Annotated in this window: 22 protein-coding genes, 1 tRNA gene and 1 pseudogene; 8 read left to right on the top strand and 16 right to left on the bottom strand. The window is 51.5% G+C overall.

Annotation, left to right across the window (positions count from 1 at the left end):
* Nucleotides 1-92: 92 nt before the first annotated feature.
* The 9 genes and pseudogenes from LY85_RS19740 to LY85_RS19070 all read right to left on the bottom strand — a co-directional run bounded on the left by LY85_RS19740 (nucleotide 93) and on the right by LY85_RS19070 (nucleotide 5,446).
* Entirely contained in the window at nucleotides 93-368 is a 276-nt protein-coding gene (locus LY85_RS19740; protein ID WP_279231010.1) for a 5-formyltetrahydrofolate cyclo-ligase, read from the bottom strand.
* Nucleotides 332-688, bottom strand: coding sequence for a 5-formyltetrahydrofolate cyclo-ligase (locus LY85_RS19735; protein ID WP_279231009.1), 357 nt, complete (start codon nucleotides 686-688; stop codon nucleotides 332-334). The genes LY85_RS19740 and LY85_RS19735 overlap by 37 nt, the downstream gene beginning before the upstream one ends.
* A complete protein-coding gene (locus LY85_RS19095; protein ID WP_141825001.1) occupies nucleotides 679-1,218 on the bottom strand; it encodes a DJ-1 family glyoxalase III in 540 nt (179 codons plus the stop codon). The genes LY85_RS19735 and LY85_RS19095 overlap by 10 nt, the downstream gene beginning before the upstream one ends.
* Before the next feature lie 16 nt (nucleotides 1,219-1,234).
* Nucleotides 1,235-2,119, bottom strand: a complete 885-nt coding sequence (locus LY85_RS19090) for a GNAT family N-acetyltransferase (protein WP_141825000.1) — start codon at nucleotides 2,117-2,119, stop codon at nucleotides 1,235-1,237.
* A 92-nt stretch (nucleotides 2,120-2,211) separates the two neighbouring features.
* Entirely contained in the window at nucleotides 2,212-2,460 is a 249-nt protein-coding gene (locus tag LY85_RS19630) for a hypothetical protein (RefSeq protein ID WP_243122629.1), read from the bottom strand.
* Nucleotides 2,461-2,539: 79 nt separating this feature from the next.
* Nucleotides 2,540-2,734 carry a hypothetical protein gene (locus LY85_RS19625; RefSeq protein WP_243122628.1) on the bottom strand — a complete coding sequence of 65 codons (195 nt, stop codon included), beginning with the start codon at nucleotides 2,732-2,734 and terminating at the stop codon, nucleotides 2,540-2,542.
* A 91-nt stretch (nucleotides 2,735-2,825) separates the two neighbouring features.
* Nucleotides 2,826-3,595, bottom strand: a pseudogene (thyX, locus tag LY85_RS19080) (FAD-dependent thymidylate synthase).
* 148 nt (nucleotides 3,596-3,743) lie between these two features.
* Nucleotides 3,744-4,376, bottom strand: a complete 633-nt coding sequence (locus LY85_RS19075; protein ID WP_141824998.1) for a DUF47 family protein — start codon at nucleotides 4,374-4,376, stop codon at nucleotides 3,744-3,746.
* A gap of 68 nt (nucleotides 4,377-4,444) precedes the next feature.
* Complete coding sequence (locus LY85_RS19070) at nucleotides 4,445-5,446, bottom strand: inorganic phosphate transporter (RefSeq protein ID WP_141824997.1); 1,002 nt, start codon at nucleotides 5,444-5,446, stop codon at nucleotides 4,445-4,447.
* A gap of 367 nt (nucleotides 5,447-5,813) precedes the next feature.
* Between LY85_RS19070 and LY85_RS19065 the strand changes: the two genes are divergently transcribed.
* The gene (locus tag LY85_RS19065) at nucleotides 5,814-6,662 is read left to right on the top strand and encodes a hypothetical protein (RefSeq protein ID WP_243122626.1); all 849 of its coding nucleotides are present in this window, start codon (nucleotides 5,814-5,816) and stop codon (nucleotides 6,660-6,662) included.
* Nucleotides 6,663-6,694: 32 nt separating this feature from the next.
* Here LY85_RS19065 and LY85_RS19615 read toward each other — a convergent pair whose 3' ends face one another.
* From LY85_RS19615 to LY85_RS19055, 3 genes are all read right to left on the bottom strand, one after another.
* A complete protein-coding gene (locus LY85_RS19615) occupies nucleotides 6,695-6,937 on the bottom strand; it encodes a hypothetical protein (RefSeq protein WP_243122625.1) in 243 nt (80 codons plus the stop codon).
* A complete protein-coding gene (locus LY85_RS19060; RefSeq protein ID WP_243122624.1) occupies nucleotides 6,892-9,102 on the bottom strand; it encodes a UvrD-helicase domain-containing protein in 2,211 nt (736 codons plus the stop codon). The genes LY85_RS19615 and LY85_RS19060 overlap by 46 nt, the downstream gene beginning before the upstream one ends.
* Before the next feature lie 219 nt (nucleotides 9,103-9,321).
* On the bottom strand, nucleotides 9,322-9,687 hold the full coding sequence (locus LY85_RS19055) for an OadG family transporter subunit (RefSeq protein ID WP_141824993.1): 366 nt from the start codon (nucleotides 9,685-9,687) through the stop codon (nucleotides 9,322-9,324).
* 285 nt (nucleotides 9,688-9,972) lie between these two features.
* Here LY85_RS19055 and LY85_RS19050 point away from each other — a divergent pair, with 285 nt between their 5' ends.
* The 6 genes from LY85_RS19050 to LY85_RS19025 all read left to right on the top strand — a co-directional run bounded on the left by LY85_RS19050 (nucleotide 9,973) and on the right by LY85_RS19025 (nucleotide 15,107).
* Nucleotides 9,973-10,830: an AraC family transcriptional regulator gene (locus LY85_RS19050; protein WP_141824992.1), complete on the top strand. Its 858-nt coding sequence runs from the start codon at nucleotides 9,973-9,975 to the stop codon at nucleotides 10,828-10,830.
* Nucleotides 10,827-11,405, top strand: coding sequence for a DUF1836 domain-containing protein (locus LY85_RS19045; RefSeq protein ID WP_141827903.1), 579 nt, complete (start codon nucleotides 10,827-10,829; stop codon nucleotides 11,403-11,405). The genes LY85_RS19050 and LY85_RS19045 overlap by 4 nt, the downstream gene beginning before the upstream one ends.
* A 148-nt stretch (nucleotides 11,406-11,553) precedes the next feature.
* Nucleotides 11,554-13,407, top strand: a complete 1,854-nt coding sequence (gene asnB, locus LY85_RS19040; RefSeq protein WP_141827902.1) for an asparagine synthase (glutamine-hydrolyzing) — start codon at nucleotides 11,554-11,556, stop codon at nucleotides 13,405-13,407.
* 116 nt (nucleotides 13,408-13,523) lie between these two features.
* On the top strand, nucleotides 13,524-14,498 hold the full coding sequence (locus tag LY85_RS19035) for a D-2-hydroxyacid dehydrogenase (RefSeq protein WP_141827901.1): 975 nt from the start codon (nucleotides 13,524-13,526) through the stop codon (nucleotides 14,496-14,498).
* Nucleotides 14,499-14,663: 165 nt separating this feature from the next.
* Nucleotides 14,664-14,849, top strand: coding sequence for a hypothetical protein (locus LY85_RS19030; RefSeq protein WP_038323668.1), 186 nt, complete (start codon nucleotides 14,664-14,666; stop codon nucleotides 14,847-14,849).
* Nucleotides 14,850-14,861: 12 nt separating this feature from the next.
* Nucleotides 14,862-15,107: a spore coat protein gene (locus tag LY85_RS19025; RefSeq protein ID WP_038323667.1), complete on the top strand. Its 246-nt coding sequence runs from the start codon at nucleotides 14,862-14,864 to the stop codon at nucleotides 15,105-15,107.
* A 369-nt stretch (nucleotides 15,108-15,476) separates the two neighbouring features.
* On the opposite strand, the gene LY85_RS19020 is transcribed toward LY85_RS19025, so the two are convergent.
* The 4 genes from LY85_RS19020 to LY85_RS19005 all read right to left on the bottom strand — a co-directional run bounded on the left by LY85_RS19020 (nucleotide 15,477) and on the right by LY85_RS19005 (nucleotide 17,584).
* A tRNA-Leu gene (locus tag LY85_RS19020) sits at nucleotides 15,477-15,563 on the bottom strand.
* Between the two features lie 58 nt (nucleotides 15,564-15,621).
* Nucleotides 15,622-16,638, bottom strand: a complete 1,017-nt coding sequence (locus LY85_RS19015) for a M23 family metallopeptidase (protein ID WP_347562450.1) — start codon at nucleotides 16,636-16,638, stop codon at nucleotides 15,622-15,624.
* Nucleotides 16,639-16,700: 62 nt separating this feature from the next.
* Entirely contained in the window at nucleotides 16,701-16,880 is a 180-nt protein-coding gene (locus tag LY85_RS19010) for a hypothetical protein (protein WP_038323665.1), read from the bottom strand.
* A 53-nt stretch (nucleotides 16,881-16,933) separates the two neighbouring features.
* Nucleotides 16,934-17,584: a sugar transferase gene (locus LY85_RS19005; RefSeq protein ID WP_141828217.1), complete on the bottom strand. Its 651-nt coding sequence runs from the start codon at nucleotides 17,582-17,584 to the stop codon at nucleotides 16,934-16,936.
* Nucleotides 17,585-17,835: 251 nt separating this feature from the next.
* Here LY85_RS19005 and LY85_RS19000 point away from each other — a divergent pair, with 251 nt between their 5' ends.
* The gene (locus LY85_RS19000; protein ID WP_141827900.1) at nucleotides 17,836-18,789 is read left to right on the top strand and encodes an ROK family protein; all 954 of its coding nucleotides are present in this window, start codon (nucleotides 17,836-17,838) and stop codon (nucleotides 18,787-18,789) included.
* The last annotated feature ends 14 nt before the right edge of the window (nucleotides 18,790-18,803 follow it).

The following is an 18,803-nucleotide window of genomic DNA, read 5'->3' as shown; positions in this document are numbered from 1 at the left end:
AAAGCTTTCCACCTTTTTCTGGTGGTACTCGTTAAGGTCCCTGTCGTCGTTCATGGATACGTCCTCCTGTTTTAAACATCAGGATGGCTATTTCAGTTTTTCTGATTGGCCATTCTCCTGATGTATTTCTCTGTAATCAGAATGTCGACCGGCTTGTCGTAGTAGCCGTGGGGCAGATTCCACTGGACACAGCCGGAATAACAGATTCCGACGGTGGTCCCGCCGAACTCCGCCAGAAAGCGGTCGTAATACCCCTTGCCGTAGCCGAGACGGTACCCCTGCGCGTCAAAGCTGAGTCCCGGCACAATGCAGAAACCCCGGGAAAAATCGGTCACCCTGCGGCACTTCGATACGATCGGTTCCAGCACGCCGAAGCTGCCTTTTTCCAGATCGTCAAGCGAGGTGATATAAAGAATTCCATATCGTAGGTGTCCGGAACGCAGCGCGGCGCGGCGACCAGCTTGTGGTTGGCCAGCGCGGCCTTGATCAGGGCAATCGTGTCCACCTCGATCGGCTTGCTGACATACGTAAAGACCGTGTCCGCCGCCGCGTATTCCCGCAGCGCGAGCATCCTGCTCTGGATTGTGGAATCCAGGCTGATTTTCCGGTCCTCACCCAGCTTTTCGCGGAACTGGCGATAGCGCGCGCGCAGATTCATTTTGATTTCCCGGATATTTCTTACATACATTGCATCGACTTCCTAAGCATCTTTGATTTTTCAGCGCCAAAAAGCACTTCCACAATTTGAAGTGCAAATTCGACGGCGACGCCGGCGCCCCTCGCCGTGATGATCTTTCCGCTGACGCAGACCGGTCCGTCGGACACGGTTTTTGCGTGCAGCTCCTGCTCATAGCCAGGGAAGCAGGTCGCCGTATGTTCTTTCAGCAGGTTCATATGGCCTAAGATGGAGGGGGCCGCGCAGATCGCGCAGATATATCGGCCGTTTTCCGCGCAGTAACGGATGACGGCTTTCACAATCGGGGATTTTTCCAGATTGAGCGTACCCGGCATTCCGCCCGGCAGCACCACCATATCCAGCCCGTCCGTCACCGCTTCCTTTTCCTCTATGTCGGCGGTCACTTCAATCTGATGCGCCCCGGTGATTTTTTTGCCGCCGACGCCGACCGTAACCAGCTCGCAGCCGGCACGCCTTAAAACATCGACGGTCGCCAGCGCCTCAATTTCCTCAAATCCATCTGCCAGAAAAAGATAAATCATTTTAACACCTCCAAAATTAATCCAGCGGCAATCCGAGATACGGCGTGGCCGAAGCCTGACGCACCGAATCCAAAGCAGCTCCTCCGAGGGGCTTCAGCATCCCGAAATCGGATATTTTCCCCTGCTTTCCCAAGAGGGTCTCCCAGACGGGCAGGCGGAACGTATACCGTTCAGCCGGCAGCCCGCTGATGATGTTCGCCGCAAGATCGCGAATGGTATCGCCGTCCGCCATCAGTTCCAGAACCGCGCAGGCGTCGGAGTCCGTCCGGCGGCACAGGGCGTACGCGAATTTTTCACCGGTACGGGAGCAGATCATTCTGTCTCCGTAGATTTTGCCCATTCCGGCGGCGAAGGCAAACGCTTCGTCGCTCCAAAGCACGGAACCGGTTTTCCCCGCCAGCTTTTCCCGGCGGAGTCCGTTCATCTGGCCATACGTCAGAAGGGTTCTGGCGGAAACTCCCGAATCGGCCAGCGAACACATTTCCTCCAATGACAGAGAAACGGTGCCGACCTGAAAAAATTTCGTATAGTCGGACTTTTCATAAATGCCGTACAAGCCCGGTTCGGCGGGAAGCACCGCGGAATACTGATCCCCCCGGTTGGCCCCCACCAGCGCGGCCGCGGCCAGAAGCGCCGCCATACAGCCGTGCCCTCGGTACTGCGGCAAGGTAGCCGCCGCATAAATATAGTGCGCCTGCACGGCCGCCGGGCCGGCAAGAATCCGGGCGGGCAGCAGATAAACGACGGACGCGGTTTTCTCCCCCATTTTATAAACCAGACAGTTCTCGGGCTTATAATAATTATTCAGAAAATATTTTGCCGGACGCACCGGCTCGTGAAAGCAGCTTGCCCAGATTTCTGCAAGCTCGCCGCGCATTTCCCAGTCAGCAAAACAAATCATACCAAACCCCCTCTCTGTCGTAAGGAAGCCGCGGACTTACAGCACGCCCGCCGCAATCTCCATGACTTCACCGTGAATCTGTTCAACCGTTTTCAGGCCCTGCTGCTGTCCGCGCACTCAACCGTTTTCCAGTTCAGCCTCTGCACCGCGTATTCCGCGCTGATCCGGCATGCGCGCAGATACTCCGCGTTGCTTTCGTGGATATCCTTCTTTTCCTCGTTTCCATGGTACCTGCCGCTCAAAAGCTTCTGGGAAACCTCCAGCGGCATATTGAGGTAAATAGTCAGGTCGGGACGGGGCAGTCCCAGCTTGTCGTATTCATAGTCCTGCACCCACTCCACAAAACCGGGCCCACTGCTCCCGCGGCAGCTTGGGAAAGCTGAAACACAATATTGGAAGTTGAATACCGGTCGGCAATAATCAGGGAGCCGTTACGGTAATCCTGCCGCCAGTGTTTTTTGAATAGCTTGCATAACGGTCGACCGCATAAAACGAGGAAGCGGCGTACGCGTTCACATCGTCGGGATCGGAGCCGAATTCCCCGTTCAGGTACATCTTGGCCAGAACGGAGGACGGCTCGTTATAGTCCGGAAAGGAAACGCGGCGCAGCTTCACGCCCCGTCCGGCAGCGCCTTGCAGAGCAGTTCGGTCTGCGTTGCCTTTCCGCTGCCGTCCAGGCCCTCCATGGTAATTAATTTTCCGCTCATCAGTTTTCCCCTATTCCATTAAAAAACTCGCGCACCTCGTTGATTTTGCCGCAGGACATTTTACCCTCCGGGCATGCACCGCGCAGGCAGGGCGGCCCGCAGTGCTTGAAAAGGTGCGGCGCCACGCCGCGGACAAGCCGCAGCATCTCCACCGCGACGGCGCGGATTTCCCACTGGGCGCGGTTGCAGCAGCGGTGGGAAAAGAAATTATACAGCGAGCGGGCGTTCATCGTGCACACCATCTTGGTGTCGCAGGCATTGGGCAGGACAAACCGCGCGTCCTCAATCGCCTGCTTCTGCGCGGCACGCTCGGCGGACTTTTCATCCTTTCCGGCGTCCATCAGCGCTTTTTTATGCTTCTCCTTTAAAAGAGACGTCAGCTTTTCATAGTGTTTTTGGTCTTCCTCCATGGCCAGAAGGAACTCCGCCTTCGCTTCGGGAATCGCCTCAATCTCCGGCGGAATTACGTATTCAAAACAGGCTTCCGTCACGTAGCGTTGGCTCTGCACGCTGTAGGAGGCGATGCGGTGGCGGGTCATCTGCGCCAGAAAGGAACGGGAAACCCCTTCGATCCCAAAGGTGAAGGACGCGTGCTCAATCGGGCTTTCATGCCGATTTCGGCCAGCATGTCCACAAAGGACGCAACCTTTTCGTCGGTGAGTCCTTCCGATATATCTTCTATGGAAGCAGGCGAATAACAGAGCTTTGCCGCCTGCGCAACTGTTTTTTCCGGTTCGGGAGTATAAGCAATCAAAGTAACCTTTGCCATGAAAAATCCCTTTTACACAATGATGTCATTATTAAGAGTATTATAGCAAACTATTGGGCGAGGTTCAATATGCAACTTTCCCGCCCTTTTTGCAGCAAAAATAAAAAGCCCACCCGTCAGAAAGGTGAGCTTCAAAAAGGCAATGAACTTAGGTATTGGAAATAATAATCTGTTCTACAATGTCGGCGACGTCTTCACAGTAATCCAGTGAATTCTCCATGGTATTGTAAAGATTCTGGAGCCGGATCACATCGATCATTTCCATTTTGTTTTCCGGGTCGAACAGTTCTCTCATTGCTTCGCTGAAAATAGCGTCTCCCTCTTCTTCCAGATGGTTAACATAAACAGACATTTGCTTAATACTCTTCAGATTTTTCTTAAACTGCTTAAAGTCGGCCATTAAAGTACACAGGCCCTCGCAGCTTTTGACGATCAGATCCACCAGCTTGACGGTCGTTTCATTCGCCTCGGAAATATGCATCATATAAATCTGATTCCCGATATCGTCGATGCTGTCCGTAATAGACTCGATCGCGCGGACCATATCCATCATATCCGAACGGTCGATCGGTGTGATAAAAGCGTCCGCAATGAGGTTGGAGCAGTAATGAACGTGCTTGTCCCCGTCATGTTCAAGTTCTTTCAGCAGGGTGATTTCTTTTTTGTCGATCACCCCATCCGTAAACGAAGTTTGAAGCACTTTTGCAGCGTGACAGGAAATACCGATTCCCTTTTCAAACAATGAGAAGTAGTCCGGCCCTTTAGCAAAAAAATTACTCATATAGTTCCCTTACCCTTCAAATACACAGATTCATTCCTATAAACATATTCTATACCGTCTATACCATTCTAAAAGATCAGTATAAACAGTTTGGTCATCGCATAACCAAGAATCAGGCAGGCAGGGAAGGTCAGTACCCACGCCATTACCATTTCTTTGGCAATTCCCCAGTTTACGTCGGAAAAACGCCTGGCCGCGCCCGCACCCATCATAGCGGTGCCCTTCGTGTTGGTGGTGGAAAGAGGAATTCCGGAGCACACGGTCGTAATCAGCATACAGAGAGACGCCACGATTTCAGCGGAAAATCCCTGATACTTTTCCAGTTTGACCATATCGATCCCCATGGTCTTAATGATGCGGTACCCGCCGATCGAGGTGCCGATTGCCATGACCAGCGAGCAAAGCAGCATAATCCAGATATCAATATGTACCGTTGCCGGAATAGGCTGATTGTTTGCAAGAAGAATTACAAGCACAAAAACGCCCATAAATTTCTGACCGTCCTGTGCGCCGTGACTCGTAGCCATTAAAGCGGCGGAAGCGATTTGCCCCAGGGAAAAGAAGCGGTTCGCTTTGGAACGCTTGACCCGGCGGAATAAAAAGCCGATCGCCTTGGTGACAACATAGGCCGCAAAAAAACCGACGACTGTTGAGATGACAATTCCCCACAGCACCTTCTGAAACTCGGCCAGCTTAAAGGCGGAAAAGCCGTTATACGCGATTCCGGAACCCATCAGCCCGGCAATCAGCGCGTGGCTTTCACTCGTGGGGATTCCGAATTTCCAGGCCGACACCGACCATATTACTATGGAAAGCTGAGCCGCACAAATGGCAATCAAAGGGTTGGAGCCGGTCCCGACATTGACGAGATTGGCAATGGTGCTGGCAACAGCCGTGCCGAAGCACATGATGCCCACCAGATTAAAAGCCGTAGCCATTAAAACGGCTGCCCGCGGGGAAAGCACTCGGGTCGAAACAACAGTAGCGATTGCATTCGGCGCGTCCGTCCAGCCATTGACAAAGATGGAAGCGCACACAAGGAGAAGTGCGATCATGAGCGCAAGTGACATGAAATTAACCTCATTTCGTCCTGTCGAGGGATGAATTCTTAGCTTTGATTAACATCTTACATTCATTTAACACAATTATAACAGAATATTAATAAAATATAAATAGAAAAGATTTTATAAAAGGACGAATTAATCAGGACGAAATAAGCTAATTTTGTATTTATTGCTTATTTTTTGCAGATTTTTACTCTATTTTAATGATTAATATTACTATGTATTTATTATTTTATATTATTTGTTTAGTTTTTCGAGATTTTGAAAAATCTGACTTATAATAGGAAAATATTTCTGTAACACAATGAAACAGCCGCCATAAAATGGTATTGAGAAACAAAGGTTTCACTAAATGTGTTAGGAGGATTATTTTATGGATGGAAATAGCACGGAAACATCTGCGAATGTGCAAAACACAGGAAATTTTAACGAAGCTGTATGCATAGACGGACTGCGCGTATATGATTCATGCAGTGATAAAGATTGCCTTGAAGATTTAAGGGTTTATTTCCCACCGGATAAGCACGACCTGATTGAGCATGCGACAAACGTCAGGCTCAGAAGCGCTGATGTCATTACCGTGTTCCTTGATCTGGAGCCGGTACCATTTAACAGGGGCTTTTATTCGGTAGATATGACCTTTTTCTTCGATGTATGCGTAGACGTATTCTGTCCGTTGGCCACAAACCCCTGCATTGTAAATGGTGTATCCATATTCAATAAGAGGGTAATTTTGTACGGCAGCGAGGGCAACGTAAAAATGTTCAGTTCCGATTGCACGCAGGACGACATCGACAGCCCATCTTCTATGTGCGGCAACGTGCTCCCTAAAGCAACCTGTCAGATTGCGGAGCCGATCTGCCTGTCCGCCAGGATCTGCGACTGCCAGTCGCATTGCAAGGAAAGCTGCTGCCGGATTCCCGACTCTATCTGCAGACATTTCGGGGGGCAGCTCGACTTTGCTTCCGATCGTACTGTTTATGTTACACTCGGCATTTTTACAATCGTCCAAATCGTCAGGAATGTACAAATGCTGATTCCTGCGTATGACTTCTGCATCCCGGAAAAGAATGTGTCACTACATCAGACAATCCATGCGATATGTTCCGCCGCATTGAGTTTCCGACCGACGAGTTTTTCCCGCCCAAAGTTACTGAATGCAGCTGCAACGACCGTTCCCGCAAAGCATAAAGTCAGACAGCAGTCTGCCGAGTACAGATAAAGCCCGCCTGTTTTTTCAGGCGGGCTTTGGATTTATATCGCTTTGATCAGGCTTTTTGCAGGCGGGCAAAATTCGCCATCAGCTTTTTTGTTCCGCGCTTGTTCAAAAGCAATCTCCAGCAGGGTATCGTTGCCCATAGGAGAAACGGAAAGGATCATCCCCGTCCCAAACGTTTTGTGAACCACGCTGTCCCCCACTTTGAACCCAACCTTCGGCGGCTCGCTGTGGATCAGGTTCGACGGGCCGAAGCTGCGCGCCGATTCGGTCGTAACCACCCGTGCCTCAAAAGCAGAAGTGGGAAGGGACATGCCGGGGCCGGCTTTTTCCATTCTCTGGTGCGGCTGCGGACAACCAGTTCCTCGGGAATTTCCTCAACAAAGCGGGAGGGCTTGTTGCGGGAGGTGCTGCCGAAGATCATGCGGCTCTCCGCGTTGACAACATACAGCTCCTCTTTCGCCCTTGTGATGGCGACATAAGCTAGACGGCGCTCCTCCTCAATTTCCAGAGGATTGTAGATCGCCTGCATTCCCGGAAAAATCCCTTCTTCAAATCCGGGCAGGAACACGACCGGAAATTCCAGGCCCTTTGCCGAGTGGATGGTCATCATGACCACGCTGTCGAAATTTCCGTCAAAGTTATCGATATCGGTCAGCAGGGAGACTTCCTCGAGGAAGCCGGAAAGAGTCGCCTCTTCGCCGTTATCTTCCTCGTACTTGATCAGGTTGACGCAAGTTCGTTGATATTGTCGATCCTGTCCTGCACGTCGTCGTTTTTCGGACGCCTTCAGGCTGCCGATATAATCCGTTTTGTCAAGAATCAAATGGTAGAGCTCATTCAGGCTCGTATGTTCATCGTTTGCGGCGTCAATCAGCTGCTGCATGGTCGCGGCAAACTGCAAAAGCTTGGGCGCGGTCCGTTTCAGGGGCTCGTACTGATCAGCGGTTTTAATCACGTCGAACACGCTTTCCCCCAGTGTGGCAGCGATTTCCGTAGCCTGTGCAATCGTCTTGTCCCCAATGGAGCGCTTCGGCTGGTTGATGATCCTGCGAAGCCGGATTTCGTCGTAAGGGTTGTTGATGACGCTCAAATACGCAATCATGTCCCTGATTTCCTTGCGCTCATAGAAGCGCAGACCGCCGATAATGCGGTAAGGGATACCGGATTTTACAAAGATTTTTTCAAGGATATTCGACTGGGAATTCATGCGGTACAAAATCGCATGGTCGGAAAATTTCCGGCCGGCCGCAACGCCTTCCAATATCTTCTTTGCGATAAAATCCGCTTCGTCCTGTTCGCTGAAAGCGGTATGTACGCCGAGCTTCTCCCCTGCGGGGTTGTCCGTCCAGAGCGTTTTTCCTTTACGCTCCCTGTTATTTTCAATGACCGCGTTGGCCGCATTCAGAATATTTTTGGTAGAACGGTAATTCTGCTCCAAGCGGATCACCTTCGCATTTGGAAAGTTCTTTTCAAAGCTCAGGATGTTCTCGATGGTTGCGCCGCGGAATTTGTAGATGCTTTGGTCGTCGTCGCCCACAACGCAGAGGTTTGCGCTCTTCTGGGCAAGCAGCTTGACCAGCAGGTACTGCGCGTGGTTGGTGTCCTGGTACTCGTCCACCATAACGTATCTGAATTTGTTCTGATAGTACTCCAGTACGTCCGGGTTCTGCTGAAGCAGGTACACCGCGTTGCAGATCAAGTCGTCGAAATCCATGGCGTCCGCTTCCTTCAGCTTTGCCTGATAAAGCTTGTACGCCTGCCCGATCATCCCCAGCCTGCTGTCATTGCCGGCCTGCTGCACGTATTCCCCGGGCAGGATCATGCTGTCCTTCGCGTGGGAAATCGCCGAAAGAATGGATTTATAAGAGAGGATTTTATCGTCGATGTTAAGGGTCTTCTGACATTCCTTCATCATCCGGCGGGAATCGTCCGTGTCGTAAATCGTGAAATGATTGGAATAGCCGAGCTTCTCCCCGTCATGTCTCAGCATGCGCGCACAGGTGGAATGGAATGTGGAAGCCCAGATATCGTTTCCTTCTTCCCCGAGCATGGCAATCAGCCTGTTTTTCAGCTCTCCGGCCGCCTTATTGGTGAAGGTAATGGCAAGGATCTGCCACGGGCGGCAGGGCTCCACGGCGAAATGGCCTTTCACCTGCGGCGTTAACGGCTCGTCCGCGCTCAGATACCGCCTGGCCGCTTTCAGGTCTTCCTCCGTCAGATAACTGGAAATGGTTTTGCTTATGTAGGCGTTTCCGTAACGGATGATATTGGCGATACGGTTCACCAGCACGGTGGTTTTACCGCTTCCGGCGCCGGCAAGGATCAGCAGGGGGCCGTTTACACAGAAAACCGCTTCCCTCTGCCTGTCATTCATTCTGAAAAATTCCTTATCCAGAACATTTTTCCTGATCTCCATCATTTGATCCGTTGTAATATTGTTCATGAATTCACCGCCAGAACTTGATAATTTGGGCGGAAACCGCCCATAGGTTTCTTATTGCATAAGTTTAATTATACAATATTTTGAATACAATAGCAAACAGGAATTGGGAACATACAAATACCCGCACTAAACCGAGTGCGGGTATTTCATCAATATTGAGACGCCGGGCGTCAGTCATTCAAGGAAAATCCCCGTGCCCGGAAAACCCCGGACGGCTCACTAAAAAGGGCGGGTACTCTCCAGTAACCCTGCCATTCCCCATGCGGAGCGGCTGGGCTGCGAAGAGCGGCGGATACCGGTCACCCTCCCGGCGGAGGCGCCGTATAAAGCGTAAACAGCGGCGGAAATGACCGCTACCGTTTCTTCGGAGATTCCGGCCTGAACAGCGGGAACGACCGCCGAACCAGCGGATAAGGCGGCTGCCGGGGCAGCTTTTGTCCGTGCCGCCGGATTGGACTGCAGCGCTTTGAGTTCCGCGCCATAGCTTTTAATCAAACGGGTCAGGGACAGGAGAACAATGAAAACAATGACAAGACCGGCCAGCAGAACGATCATGGAAACCTGAATTTTTTGATCAGGGCTCATAATTTTAATCCCTCGTTTCTGAAAATATAATGATATAAAAAATACAATGATTCCATCTGCAGCATTTCCAGTTGATTGTGCAACAAGGTTGTGTTTCTCCCCCGCCTTCGGCGGGGGAGAAACGTGTTTTATCTCGCAAACCGAAATGCAATTGCTATAATTATAAACGAAGAAGGTATTTATTTCAATTATATTTTACTACTTTTTGATTTTTATTGCATAAATGTGACGTGCGAATTATAATAAATTCATGAAGAAATATTGGAAGGGAGGTTGGATTTCCTGATGACGAATGACGAATTCAGGCGTTCTTTCCGGGTGCCTTTTCACAACAGCCTGGGGCTGGCCGTCTACAGCTGCGGAGTCCAGCGCTGCGGCGCGTGCCATTCCTGGGGACCCGCCGTACGCGACCATTACCTGATTCACTATATTTTGTCGGGGCACGGCGCTTTTACCAGCGGCGGACAGGAATACCATCTCTCGACGGGGGACGGCTTCCTGGTGGAACCCTCGCATGTCGTTCATTATGTTGCGGACCGGGAAGACCCGTGGGAATACTGCTGGGTCGGTTTCAACGGCAGCGACGCAAAAAGGCTGATGGGCCAGACAGGCCTTCTGGACCGCAGCCCTGTTTTTCACTACGAGGAGGACCGGCTTTTTGAGGAGCTTCTGCTGAAAATCTGCAATGCCTCCGGTTCCAGCCCCAGCGACGAGGCGAGAATGGAGTCCGGCCTCCTGCTGTTTCTGGCCGCGCTGATGGACAAATTCGGGGTTCCGTCCACACAGCAGGCAAACGGGTACGAGTATGTGCAGAAAGCAATCAAGTTTATCGAATACAACTATTCCAGCGATATCGGCATCACCGATATCGCTTCCAGCGTGGGAATCAGCCGCAGCCACCTGTACCGGCTGTTTATGCAGCATATTTCCCTGTCGCCGAACGAGTATCTGATGCGCTACCGCATCAGCAAGGCTTCCGAGCTTCTGGAGTCACGGAATCTTTCCGTCGGCGAGGTCGCATATTCGGCGGGTTTTTCCGATCAGCTGTATTTTTCCCGCGTATTCAAAAAATGTATGGGCACGCCGCCAAGCCGTTTTACCTGCTATGAGCGTGCGGCAAAAACGAAGGAGGACTCAAAATGAGCGAAGCAGCCGAACAAATCTCGAAATGGGCGGAGGAAATTGAAGAATACAGCTCGGTGGACTGGGAAAGGCTGCCGGAAATTTATTTATATATGGACCAGGTGCTGACCTATATGAACAAACAGCTCAGCCTTTTTGAACGCAATGAAAGCACCGGCCTACTGACGTCGAGCATGATCAACAACTATGTAAAGGACGGGGTTCTTCCCCGGCCCGAGCAAAAAAAATATTCTCGCGAACATCTGGCGATGCTGATGGTCATCTGTATGCTCAAGCAGGTTTTATCCATTCAGGATATCTCTTCCCTGCTCAAAACCCTTTTGGAGGACGCTTCCAAAGACGAGATGTACAGGCGTTTCTGCGAAGCGCACTCCGTCGCGCTGAAGGAGGTCGGCGACCGCGTCCGTTCCACTGCGGGAGAAGGCGACGCCGAACTGACCAGGCTGGCAATCGAGCTGTCCATCGAGGCCGCCGCGCGCCGCACGGCGGCGGAAAGAATTCTGAGCGAGCTGGCTGCTGAACAGGAAAAGGCAGCGAAAGCGGAAAAAGGCAAAGGCGAAAAAAAAGAAAAATAAATCAAATCACACAAATCGAAAATCCAACCGTCCCGCCGTCATACGGGGCGGTTTTTTTCATTCCCATTCCACATAAAAGATGCGGATCTGTTAACCATAATGACGGATGAGCATAATATAAAAAAGACAAAGAAAGCGAGGGATTACTATGTGTGGAATTGCGGGGTTCTGTGATTATCATGACGATTTGAGCGAGGAAGCGCTGTTCTGGCGCGCACTGGCAAAAAGAATGGGAGCGAAACTCAATCACCGCGGCCCGGACGACAGCGGCGTTCATGTTTCGGCCCACGCGGCGCTGGCCCACACAAGGCTTGCGGTTGTGGATATTGAGGGCGGCAAACAGCCGATGACCGCTGTTGCGGACGGGTTCCGCTACACTATCGTGTATAATGGGGAGCTGTATAATACCGAGGAGCTGCGGTCGGAGCTGAAAGCGCTCGGCCATACGTTTGAAACCAAAAGCGATACCGAAGTCCTTCTGAAATGCTACATCGAATTCGGATTTACCTGTGCGGAAAAACTGAACGGCATCTTCGCCTTTGCGGTAGACGACGAAAGGCGCGGCTGCTGCTATTTATGCCGCGACCGTTTCGGCGTAAAGCCGCTGTTTTATTCCATAGAAAACGGGCGGCTTGTGTTTGCCTCGGAAATCAAAGCGCTGTTTGAATATCCGGGAATCAACCCTGTGATTGACCGGCAGGGGCTGTGCGAGATATTCGGAATCGGACCGGCCAGAACCGCCGGAGTCGGCGTATTCAAAAACATACTGGAAATCAAGCCCGGCTGCATCGCCGTGTTTGACAGGCAGGGTTTTGAAACATATCCCTATTTCAAACTGAAAAGCTACGAGCATCCCGACAGCTACGAGGACAGCGTAAAGCGGGTGCGGTACCTTGTGGAGGACGCCGTTACCAGACAGCTTGTTTCCGATGTGCCGCTTTGCACCTTTCTTTCCGGCGGCCTCGATTCCAGCATCATCACCGCGCTGGCGGCAAGGAATTACCAGGCGGCGGGCAAAACTCTTTCCACCTATTCCTTCGATTTTACCGGGAACGACAAGTACTTTAAGCCAACGGCCTTTCAGCCCGGCGCCGACAAGCCATGGGTCGCCAAAATGGCGGAGTTGTTTCAGACCGACCACCACTATCTGGAATGCGACAACGTAACGCTGGCCGACAAGCTTTATGACGCCGTTGAGGCCAAGGATTTGCCGGGCATGGCGGACGTTGACTCTTCCCTGCTGTATTTCTGCAGCCTGATCAAGAAAAATCATGTGGTGGGCATCAGCGGAGAATGCGCGGATGAAATCTTCGGCGGTTACCCGTGGTTCCACAAGAAAGAGGCCTTTGAAGGTCACTGCTTCCCATGGTCGCCCGACCTGTCCATCCGGACCGGACTGCTGATTCCCGAAATCGCCGACGCACTGCACATTGCGGAGTATGTAAATATGCGGTATGAAGAATCCATTGCCGCCGTCCCCGTTCTGGAGGGTGAAAGCGCACAGGAAAAGCGGCGCAGGGAAATTTCGTTCCTGAACATTAACTGGTTTATGTCCACCCTGCTTGACCGCAAGGACCGGTCGAGCATGGCAAGCGGGCTTGAGGTGCGTGTCCCGTACGCAGACCATCGGATCGTGCAGTATGTGTTCAACACTCCCTGGGAATACAAATGTCACGACGGCGTGGTGAAAGGCCTGCTGCGCGACGCGGCGCGGGAATGGCTGCCCGAAGATATCCTGATGCGCAAAAAGAGCCCCTATCCCAAAACGCATAATCCGGCCTACGAGATGCTTGTGAAGCAAAGGCTGACGGAAGTCCTGTCAAACGGGGAAGAACCGCTCCACAAGCTCATCAGCCAAACCGCCGCCGCGGAACTGCTCAGTGAAAAATCGGATTACGGCAAGCCGTGGTTCGGCCAGCTGATGGCGGGTCCCCAAATGATGGCCTATCTGCTTCAGATCAACTACTGGCTGAAAAAATACGATATCGCAATTGAACTGTAATTTCCTGTCCCAATGAAAGGATCTCCCGGTTGCAATTTGAAAGCTCCTGTTATACAATAAAACAAATTTCAGATCAGAAAAATAAATCCTATCAAAATTGCAAGGGAGTATCCATCATGACTTTTTCCAAGCGCATCCTTGTTTTTCTTCCCGTCGAAGCACAGCATCAATCGCTGCTCGAACAGTCCGCTCCGGACTGCCGGTTTACGTACAGCTCTTACAGAGGCGTTACCAAAGAACAGGTGCAGGACGCCCAGATCATCATCGGCAATCCGCCGGCGGAGTACCTGAAGGATTCCCCGAATCTGGAGTGGCTGCACTGCAGCAGCGCCGGAGTGGACGCCTACCTGAAGGAAGGCGTCCTTCCCAAAGGCACGACGCTGACGAATTCGACGGGAGCATACGGCCTTGCGGTTTCCGAACACATGCTTGCCATGCTTCTGGAAATCATCAAACGCCTTCATACTTACCGCGACGCGCAGAAGCTGCATGTCTGGAAGGGTCAGGGCAAGGTGAAATCCATTCATGGTTCCACCGTTCTGGTACTCGGCATGGGAGATATCGGCGGTGAATTTGCCCAAAAGGTAAAAGCGCTGGGCGCGTACGTCATCGGGCTGCGCCGCACCGTCGCAGAGAAGCCGGAGTACGCCGACGAAATGCATTTGACCGCGGAGCTGGACAGTCTTTTGCCCCGCGCGGACATTGTCGCCCTCTGTCTGCCCGCCACAAAGGAAACCGATCACCTGTTTTCGCGCGAACGTCTCGCCCTGCTCAAAGAAGGCGCAATCCTCCTGAATGTCGGACGCGGCACGCTCATCGATACGGAAGCGCTCTGTGACACACTGGAAAGCGGGCGTCTCTTCGGAGCCGGCCTTGATGTGACGGACCCGGAGCCTTTGCCGGAAGGCCACCGGCTCTGGGATATTCCCAACGCCGTGGTTACTCCCCATATATCGGGATTTTACCATTTGCAGGAAACCCTTGAGCGCGTGGTGCGTATTGCCGCGGAAAACCTGCAGCATTACGCAAACGGCGAACCGCTCAACAACGCCGTCGATTTTGCCGCCGGCTATCGGGTGAAAAAAGGATAAAGAGATTTCAAAAATTCTCTCAAAGATAAAAACGCTGCAGCTCCGCAAAAATGTGGAACTGCAGCGTTTTTATCGTGATTCTGTTTTTTCATTCCCTTAACGTATAAAATGATAAAAATATCGCAAGATATAACGAAAAATTTCATACAGAAAGGAATGTTCCATATGGCACAGCTAAATCAAATGGAATTGCAAAACTTGCGGCATATGTTGGGAGCACACGATACCGCGTGTGAAAAAATGCAGACCTATGCTCAGCAGGCAACGGACCCCCAGGTAAAATCTTTCTTTGAGAAGTCCGCTCAGGATGCAAAGAGCACCAAACAACAGCTTATGACTTTTTTACAGTAGGAGGTGTAAACGATGCAGGATAAAACAATGGTAAACGACGCTCTGTCCATGGAGAAAAGCGACCTGACTTTTTACGCTAACGCAATTTCCGAATGCTCCAACCAAAGTCTGAGGTCAGCGCTTCAGCAAATCCGCAACAAGTGCGAAACCTCACAGTATGAGCTGTACAAGCTCGCTGAGACAAAGGGTTTCTACAAGCCCGCCGCACAGGCGAACGAGCAGGAGATTCAGCAGATCAAAACGCAGCTGCAGGGCTGATCTTCCAGAGACGCCCGGTAACTCGAGATCATTTCTATCAGTTCAGAAGCCCCCGAAGGAGCGGATTCTTCCGTTCACTCAGGGGCTTCTTTCTATTCACCGGCTGTTTGCTTCTTTCGCCCCATACCGGGTTCCAGATTCTTGGGGTCATCGGCGCAAAAACAAAGGGATGCCCACTTCGGGCATCCCTTTGTTTTGGTGCTGGTGATCGGACTTGGACGGTCGTACAACGGCGCGCGTTCCGCGAGTCCCTTCGTGCTTCATCTGTTAGGGCAGCCCTGATTCTTTCTCCCGACTTGTGCCGGGTTCCAGATTCTTGGGGTCATCAACGCAAAAACAGGGAATGCCCGAAATGGGCATCCCCTGTTTTGGTGCTGGTGATCGGACTTGAACCGATACGGTGTTGCCACCGAGGGATTTTAAGTCCCTTGCGTCTGCCGATTCCGCCACACCAGCAATTTAACAGTTGCTATTATAGCATAGCGCAGCGGCAAAATCAAATAGAATTTTCCTTTTAATACTGAATTTGAATCTGATTTTTTCGGGAATATTCTTTTGTGGCGCTGTCACGCACCACTTCGGACTGATTTTGACGCAGCAGCTTGCACAGCTGATACACATCCACCCAGATTTCGTTGACGCTTTCCTTCTGACTCTCGTCGAAAATCAGCTGAAGGCCAAAGTGCAGATGGCTCACCTTAATATTATTGACATTTTCCTTCGTACTATAACCCGTGTGGCCCACATATCCGATGACGTCGCCGGCGGTCACCGTCTGGCCGACCGCGAGGTTGGCGGCGTAAGGACGGTTCTGCCTTAAATGCGCATAATAATAATAGCGCTGTTTGTCAAAGCTGCGGATTCCGATGCGCCAGCCGCCGTACTGGTTCCAGCCCAGCGCCTCCACAATACCGGATTCCACCGCGATGATGGGCGTACCGGTCGCAGCCATCATATCGTGACCGAGGTGCTGCCGCTTGTATCCGTAAGTCCTGGATGCGCCAAAATCGTCGTATTCCTCATACGGAAAGGTTTTGGCAATCGGTGAAAATCCGATCAGGCCGTATTTTTCCTCCCCGCTGCCATCGGTATAGGTGCCGAGAAGTCCGCCCAGAACCGCCGTGTACGCCTTAAAATAGTAGGTATAATATTTCATGTCCTTTGTCAGGTCCGCCATGCTCTGCGTTTCCAGCTTCGACATCAGAACGTCCAGATCATTGCTCTTATAGTGTGAAAAATTTCCGCCGTACTTCGCGGCAAGATAGGCAAGCAGTTCGATCCAGCTTACCTTCTTCTCCTCTTTCTGAGAGGCGATATCCAGATTCATTGCTTTTTTGAGCGCAAGATACGGCACGTTGAACTCAACGTACTTTATGTAATCACCGGAGGAAGACGATGCCGAGCTCTCCATCTGCGCATCCGCGGGCATACTTTCTCCGTAACGGCCTGAAGCGGCGGCAATTCCTGCCGCCGCCGCAAGGACAAGGATAAAAGCAATCAGCCTTTTTCTCTTCATAATCATACGATTCAACAAGCAATCACCTACTGTCTATCCATTATTATGAAGGAAGGGCTGAAAATATTGCAAAAAATTCAAAGGTCATCCGCGTCCTGATCCGGTTTTTCACCGTCTCTGGCCGTGCCGGTATAACTGCCCAGCACATCGGTCGGAATCTCGCTTTTGCTCATATTGGGAAGCGTAGCCGCCATTTTGTCTACATCCGTATATTCTTTATTTTCTTTTTTCCTGTTCTTCCGCCAATTCTCAAACATAAAAAATCACCTCATGCTTATTATAAACAAGCAGAGGTGAAATATGAATCCGCCTATTTCAGCACCGCGCCGACGGTCCGAAACATGATCTTGATGTCGTTCAGCAGGGAAATATTTTTCATGTATTCCAGATTATATGCCATTTTAGGCGGTAAAATCTGTTCCACATACACTTTTTCCGGGTCTTCGGCCGCATTGAGCAGGCTGTCCTCATCCTTGAACGCAATGCTCGAGGTAGCGGTAATGCCGGGCCGGATCAGCAGCGTCGCCATATATTCCGGGGCATAGACATCCACATATTTGCGGACCTCCGGCCGGGGACCGACGAGGCTCATGCTTCCGCCAAGGACATTTAAAAGCTGTGAAAACTCATCAAGCCGCAATTTCCGGATGAACCTTCCGACTTTTGTCACGCGCGGGTCATCGCCCACCGTCAGCGGAGGCCCAATTTTATCGGCATCCTGTATCATTGTTCTGAACTTGAAAATTTTAAAGTCCTGATTGTAGCGTCCGACGCGAACCTGCCGGTAAAACACCGGCCCTCTGGAGTCGATTTTGACGGCCAGCGCCAAAAGAAGAAAAAACGGCGAACAAACCGCAAGAATCAGCAGCGATACCACGATATCAAACGCACGCTTCGCGCCGAGCGAAAACCTGCGCTTGTTCAGCAGAGTGAGATATTCCTTCGTATATTTGTTTCTCATTCCCTTGGGGAGTGCTTTAAAATCCACGGCATGATCTCCATTCCAAATTTTGTATCTTTCATATTATAGCACAAGTTTTCGCTTCATAACAATTTTTTGTATTGCAGAGCACAATATGTTTACAATTCCCATGCGATAATGCTATACTATTCACATATTACAGCAGATTAACGAACGGCGGGCGCCTGAAAGAACCGCGCTTTTGTTGGGAAATTGCTGTACTTTGAAATAACGGACGAAGGGGATAAAAAATGTATTATCTGGGAATTGACCTTGGGGGAACCAACATTAAGGTTGGCGTCGTCGACGAAAACAGCCAAATCATTGCCACGGCGAAAAGAAAGACCGTCGTACCCTGCCCTCCTGACGATATGTGCGAACAGCTTGCTTCCACCGCAATGGAAGCGCTGCGCAATGCAAACCTCACCCTGGACGACGTCCCGTGGGTGGGCGTCGGCACCCCCGGCACCGTCAACACGGATACCGGTGTGGTGGAATTTTCCAACAACCTGTATTTTAACCATTTTGAGCTCAGAAAATTTCTGGGAGCAAAAATGAATAAAAAAGTCATCGTGGAAAACGACGCGAACGCGGCGGCCTACGGCGAATATCAGGCCGGCGCGCTCAAGGGCGCGAAAAACGCAATGGCGATCACGCTCGGTACCGGGGTGGGCAGCGGTATCATCATCGACGGTAAAATTTATTCCGGCTCCAATTACGGCGCGGGAGAAATGGGACATACCGTGATTGTCTTTCAGGGAAGGCACTGCACCTGCGGCCGCGACGGCTGCTGGGAAATGTACGCTTCCGCCACCGGACTGATCCGCTCCACCAAAGAGGCGATGGAAAAATCCGCCGACTGCAGCAGTCCTGTCTGGAAGCTGGTGGACGGCGATCTGAGCAATGTGGACGGGCGTACCGCCTTTGACGCAATGCGCGCGGGCGACCCGATCGGAGTAGCCGTTGTGGACGAATACATCGAATACCTGGGCTGCGGGCTGGTCAACTGCATCAACGCATTCCAGCCGGACATCCTCTGCATCGGCGGCGGCATCTGCAACGAAGGGGAAACCCTTTTGAAGCCGCTGCGCGAATATGTCGCCAAGGAAGCCTATTCCCTCAGCTCGCAGGGAGAGACAAAGATTTGCAGGGCGCTGCTGGGAAACGATGCGGGAATTATCGGCGCGGCACTGCTGGGCAAGTAATTCCTCATCACCAA

The organism is Clostridium sp. KNHs216, assembly GCF_006714885.1.
Lineage (GTDB): Bacteria > Bacillota > Clostridia > Oscillospirales > Acutalibacteraceae > Caproiciproducens.
The sequence above is the reverse complement of the archived record's forward strand: the minus strand, read 5'-3'. Positions and strand labels throughout refer to the sequence as shown.

Bases quoted from the DNA above. Each gene is read 5' to 3' on its own strand.
- LY85_RS19075 (WP_141824998.1), bottom strand. From the start codon at position 4,376: ATGAGTAATTTTTTTGCTAAAGGGCCGGACTACTTCTCATTGTTTGAA.
- LY85_RS19005 (WP_141828217.1), bottom strand. From the start codon at position 17,584: ATGAGAAACAAATATACGAAGGAATATCTCACTCTGCTGAACAAGCGC.
- LY85_RS19735 (WP_279231009.1), bottom strand. From the start codon at position 688: ATGTATGTAAGAAATATCCGGGAAATCAAAATGAATCTGCGCGCGCGC.
- LY85_RS19000 (WP_141827900.1), top strand. From the start codon at position 17,836: ATGTATTATCTGGGAATTGACCTTGGGGGAACCAACATTAAGGTTGGC.
- LY85_RS19050 (WP_141824992.1), top strand. From the start codon at position 9,973: ATGACGAATGACGAATTCAGGCGTTCTTTCCGGGTGCCTTTTCACAAC.
- LY85_RS19045 (WP_141827903.1), top strand. From the start codon at position 10,827: ATGAGCGAAGCAGCCGAACAAATCTCGAAATGGGCGGAGGAAATTGAA.
- LY85_RS19060 (WP_243122624.1), bottom strand. From the start codon at position 9,102: ATGAACAATATTACAACGGATCAAATGATGGAGATCAGGAAAAATGTT.
- LY85_RS19030 (WP_038323668.1), top strand. From the start codon at position 14,664: ATGGCACAGCTAAATCAAATGGAATTGCAAAACTTGCGGCATATGTTG.
- LY85_RS19055 (WP_141824993.1), bottom strand. From the start codon at position 9,687: ATGAGCCCTGATCAAAAAATTCAGGTTTCCATGATCGTTCTGCTGGCC.
- LY85_RS19070 (WP_141824997.1), bottom strand. From the start codon at position 5,446: ATGTCACTTGCGCTCATGATCGCACTTCTCCTTGTGTGCGCTTCCATC.
- LY85_RS19065 (WP_243122626.1), top strand. From the start codon at position 5,814: ATGGATGGAAATAGCACGGAAACATCTGCGAATGTGCAAAACACAGGA.
- asnB (WP_141827902.1), top strand. From the start codon at position 11,554: ATGTGTGGAATTGCGGGGTTCTGTGATTATCATGACGATTTGAGCGAG.
- LY85_RS19090 (WP_141825000.1), bottom strand. From the start codon at position 2,119: ATGATTTGTTTTGCTGACTGGGAAATGCGCGGCGAGCTTGCAGAAATC.
- LY85_RS19010 (WP_038323665.1), bottom strand. From the start codon at position 16,880: ATGTTTGAGAATTGGCGGAAGAACAGGAAAAAAGAAAATAAAGAATAT.
- LY85_RS19095 (WP_141825001.1), bottom strand. From the start codon at position 1,218: ATGATTTATCTTTTTCTGGCAGATGGATTTGAGGAAATTGAGGCGCTG.
- LY85_RS19035 (WP_141827901.1), top strand. From the start codon at position 13,524: ATGACTTTTTCCAAGCGCATCCTTGTTTTTCTTCCCGTCGAAGCACAG.
- LY85_RS19025 (WP_038323667.1), top strand. From the start codon at position 14,862: ATGCAGGATAAAACAATGGTAAACGACGCTCTGTCCATGGAGAAAAGC.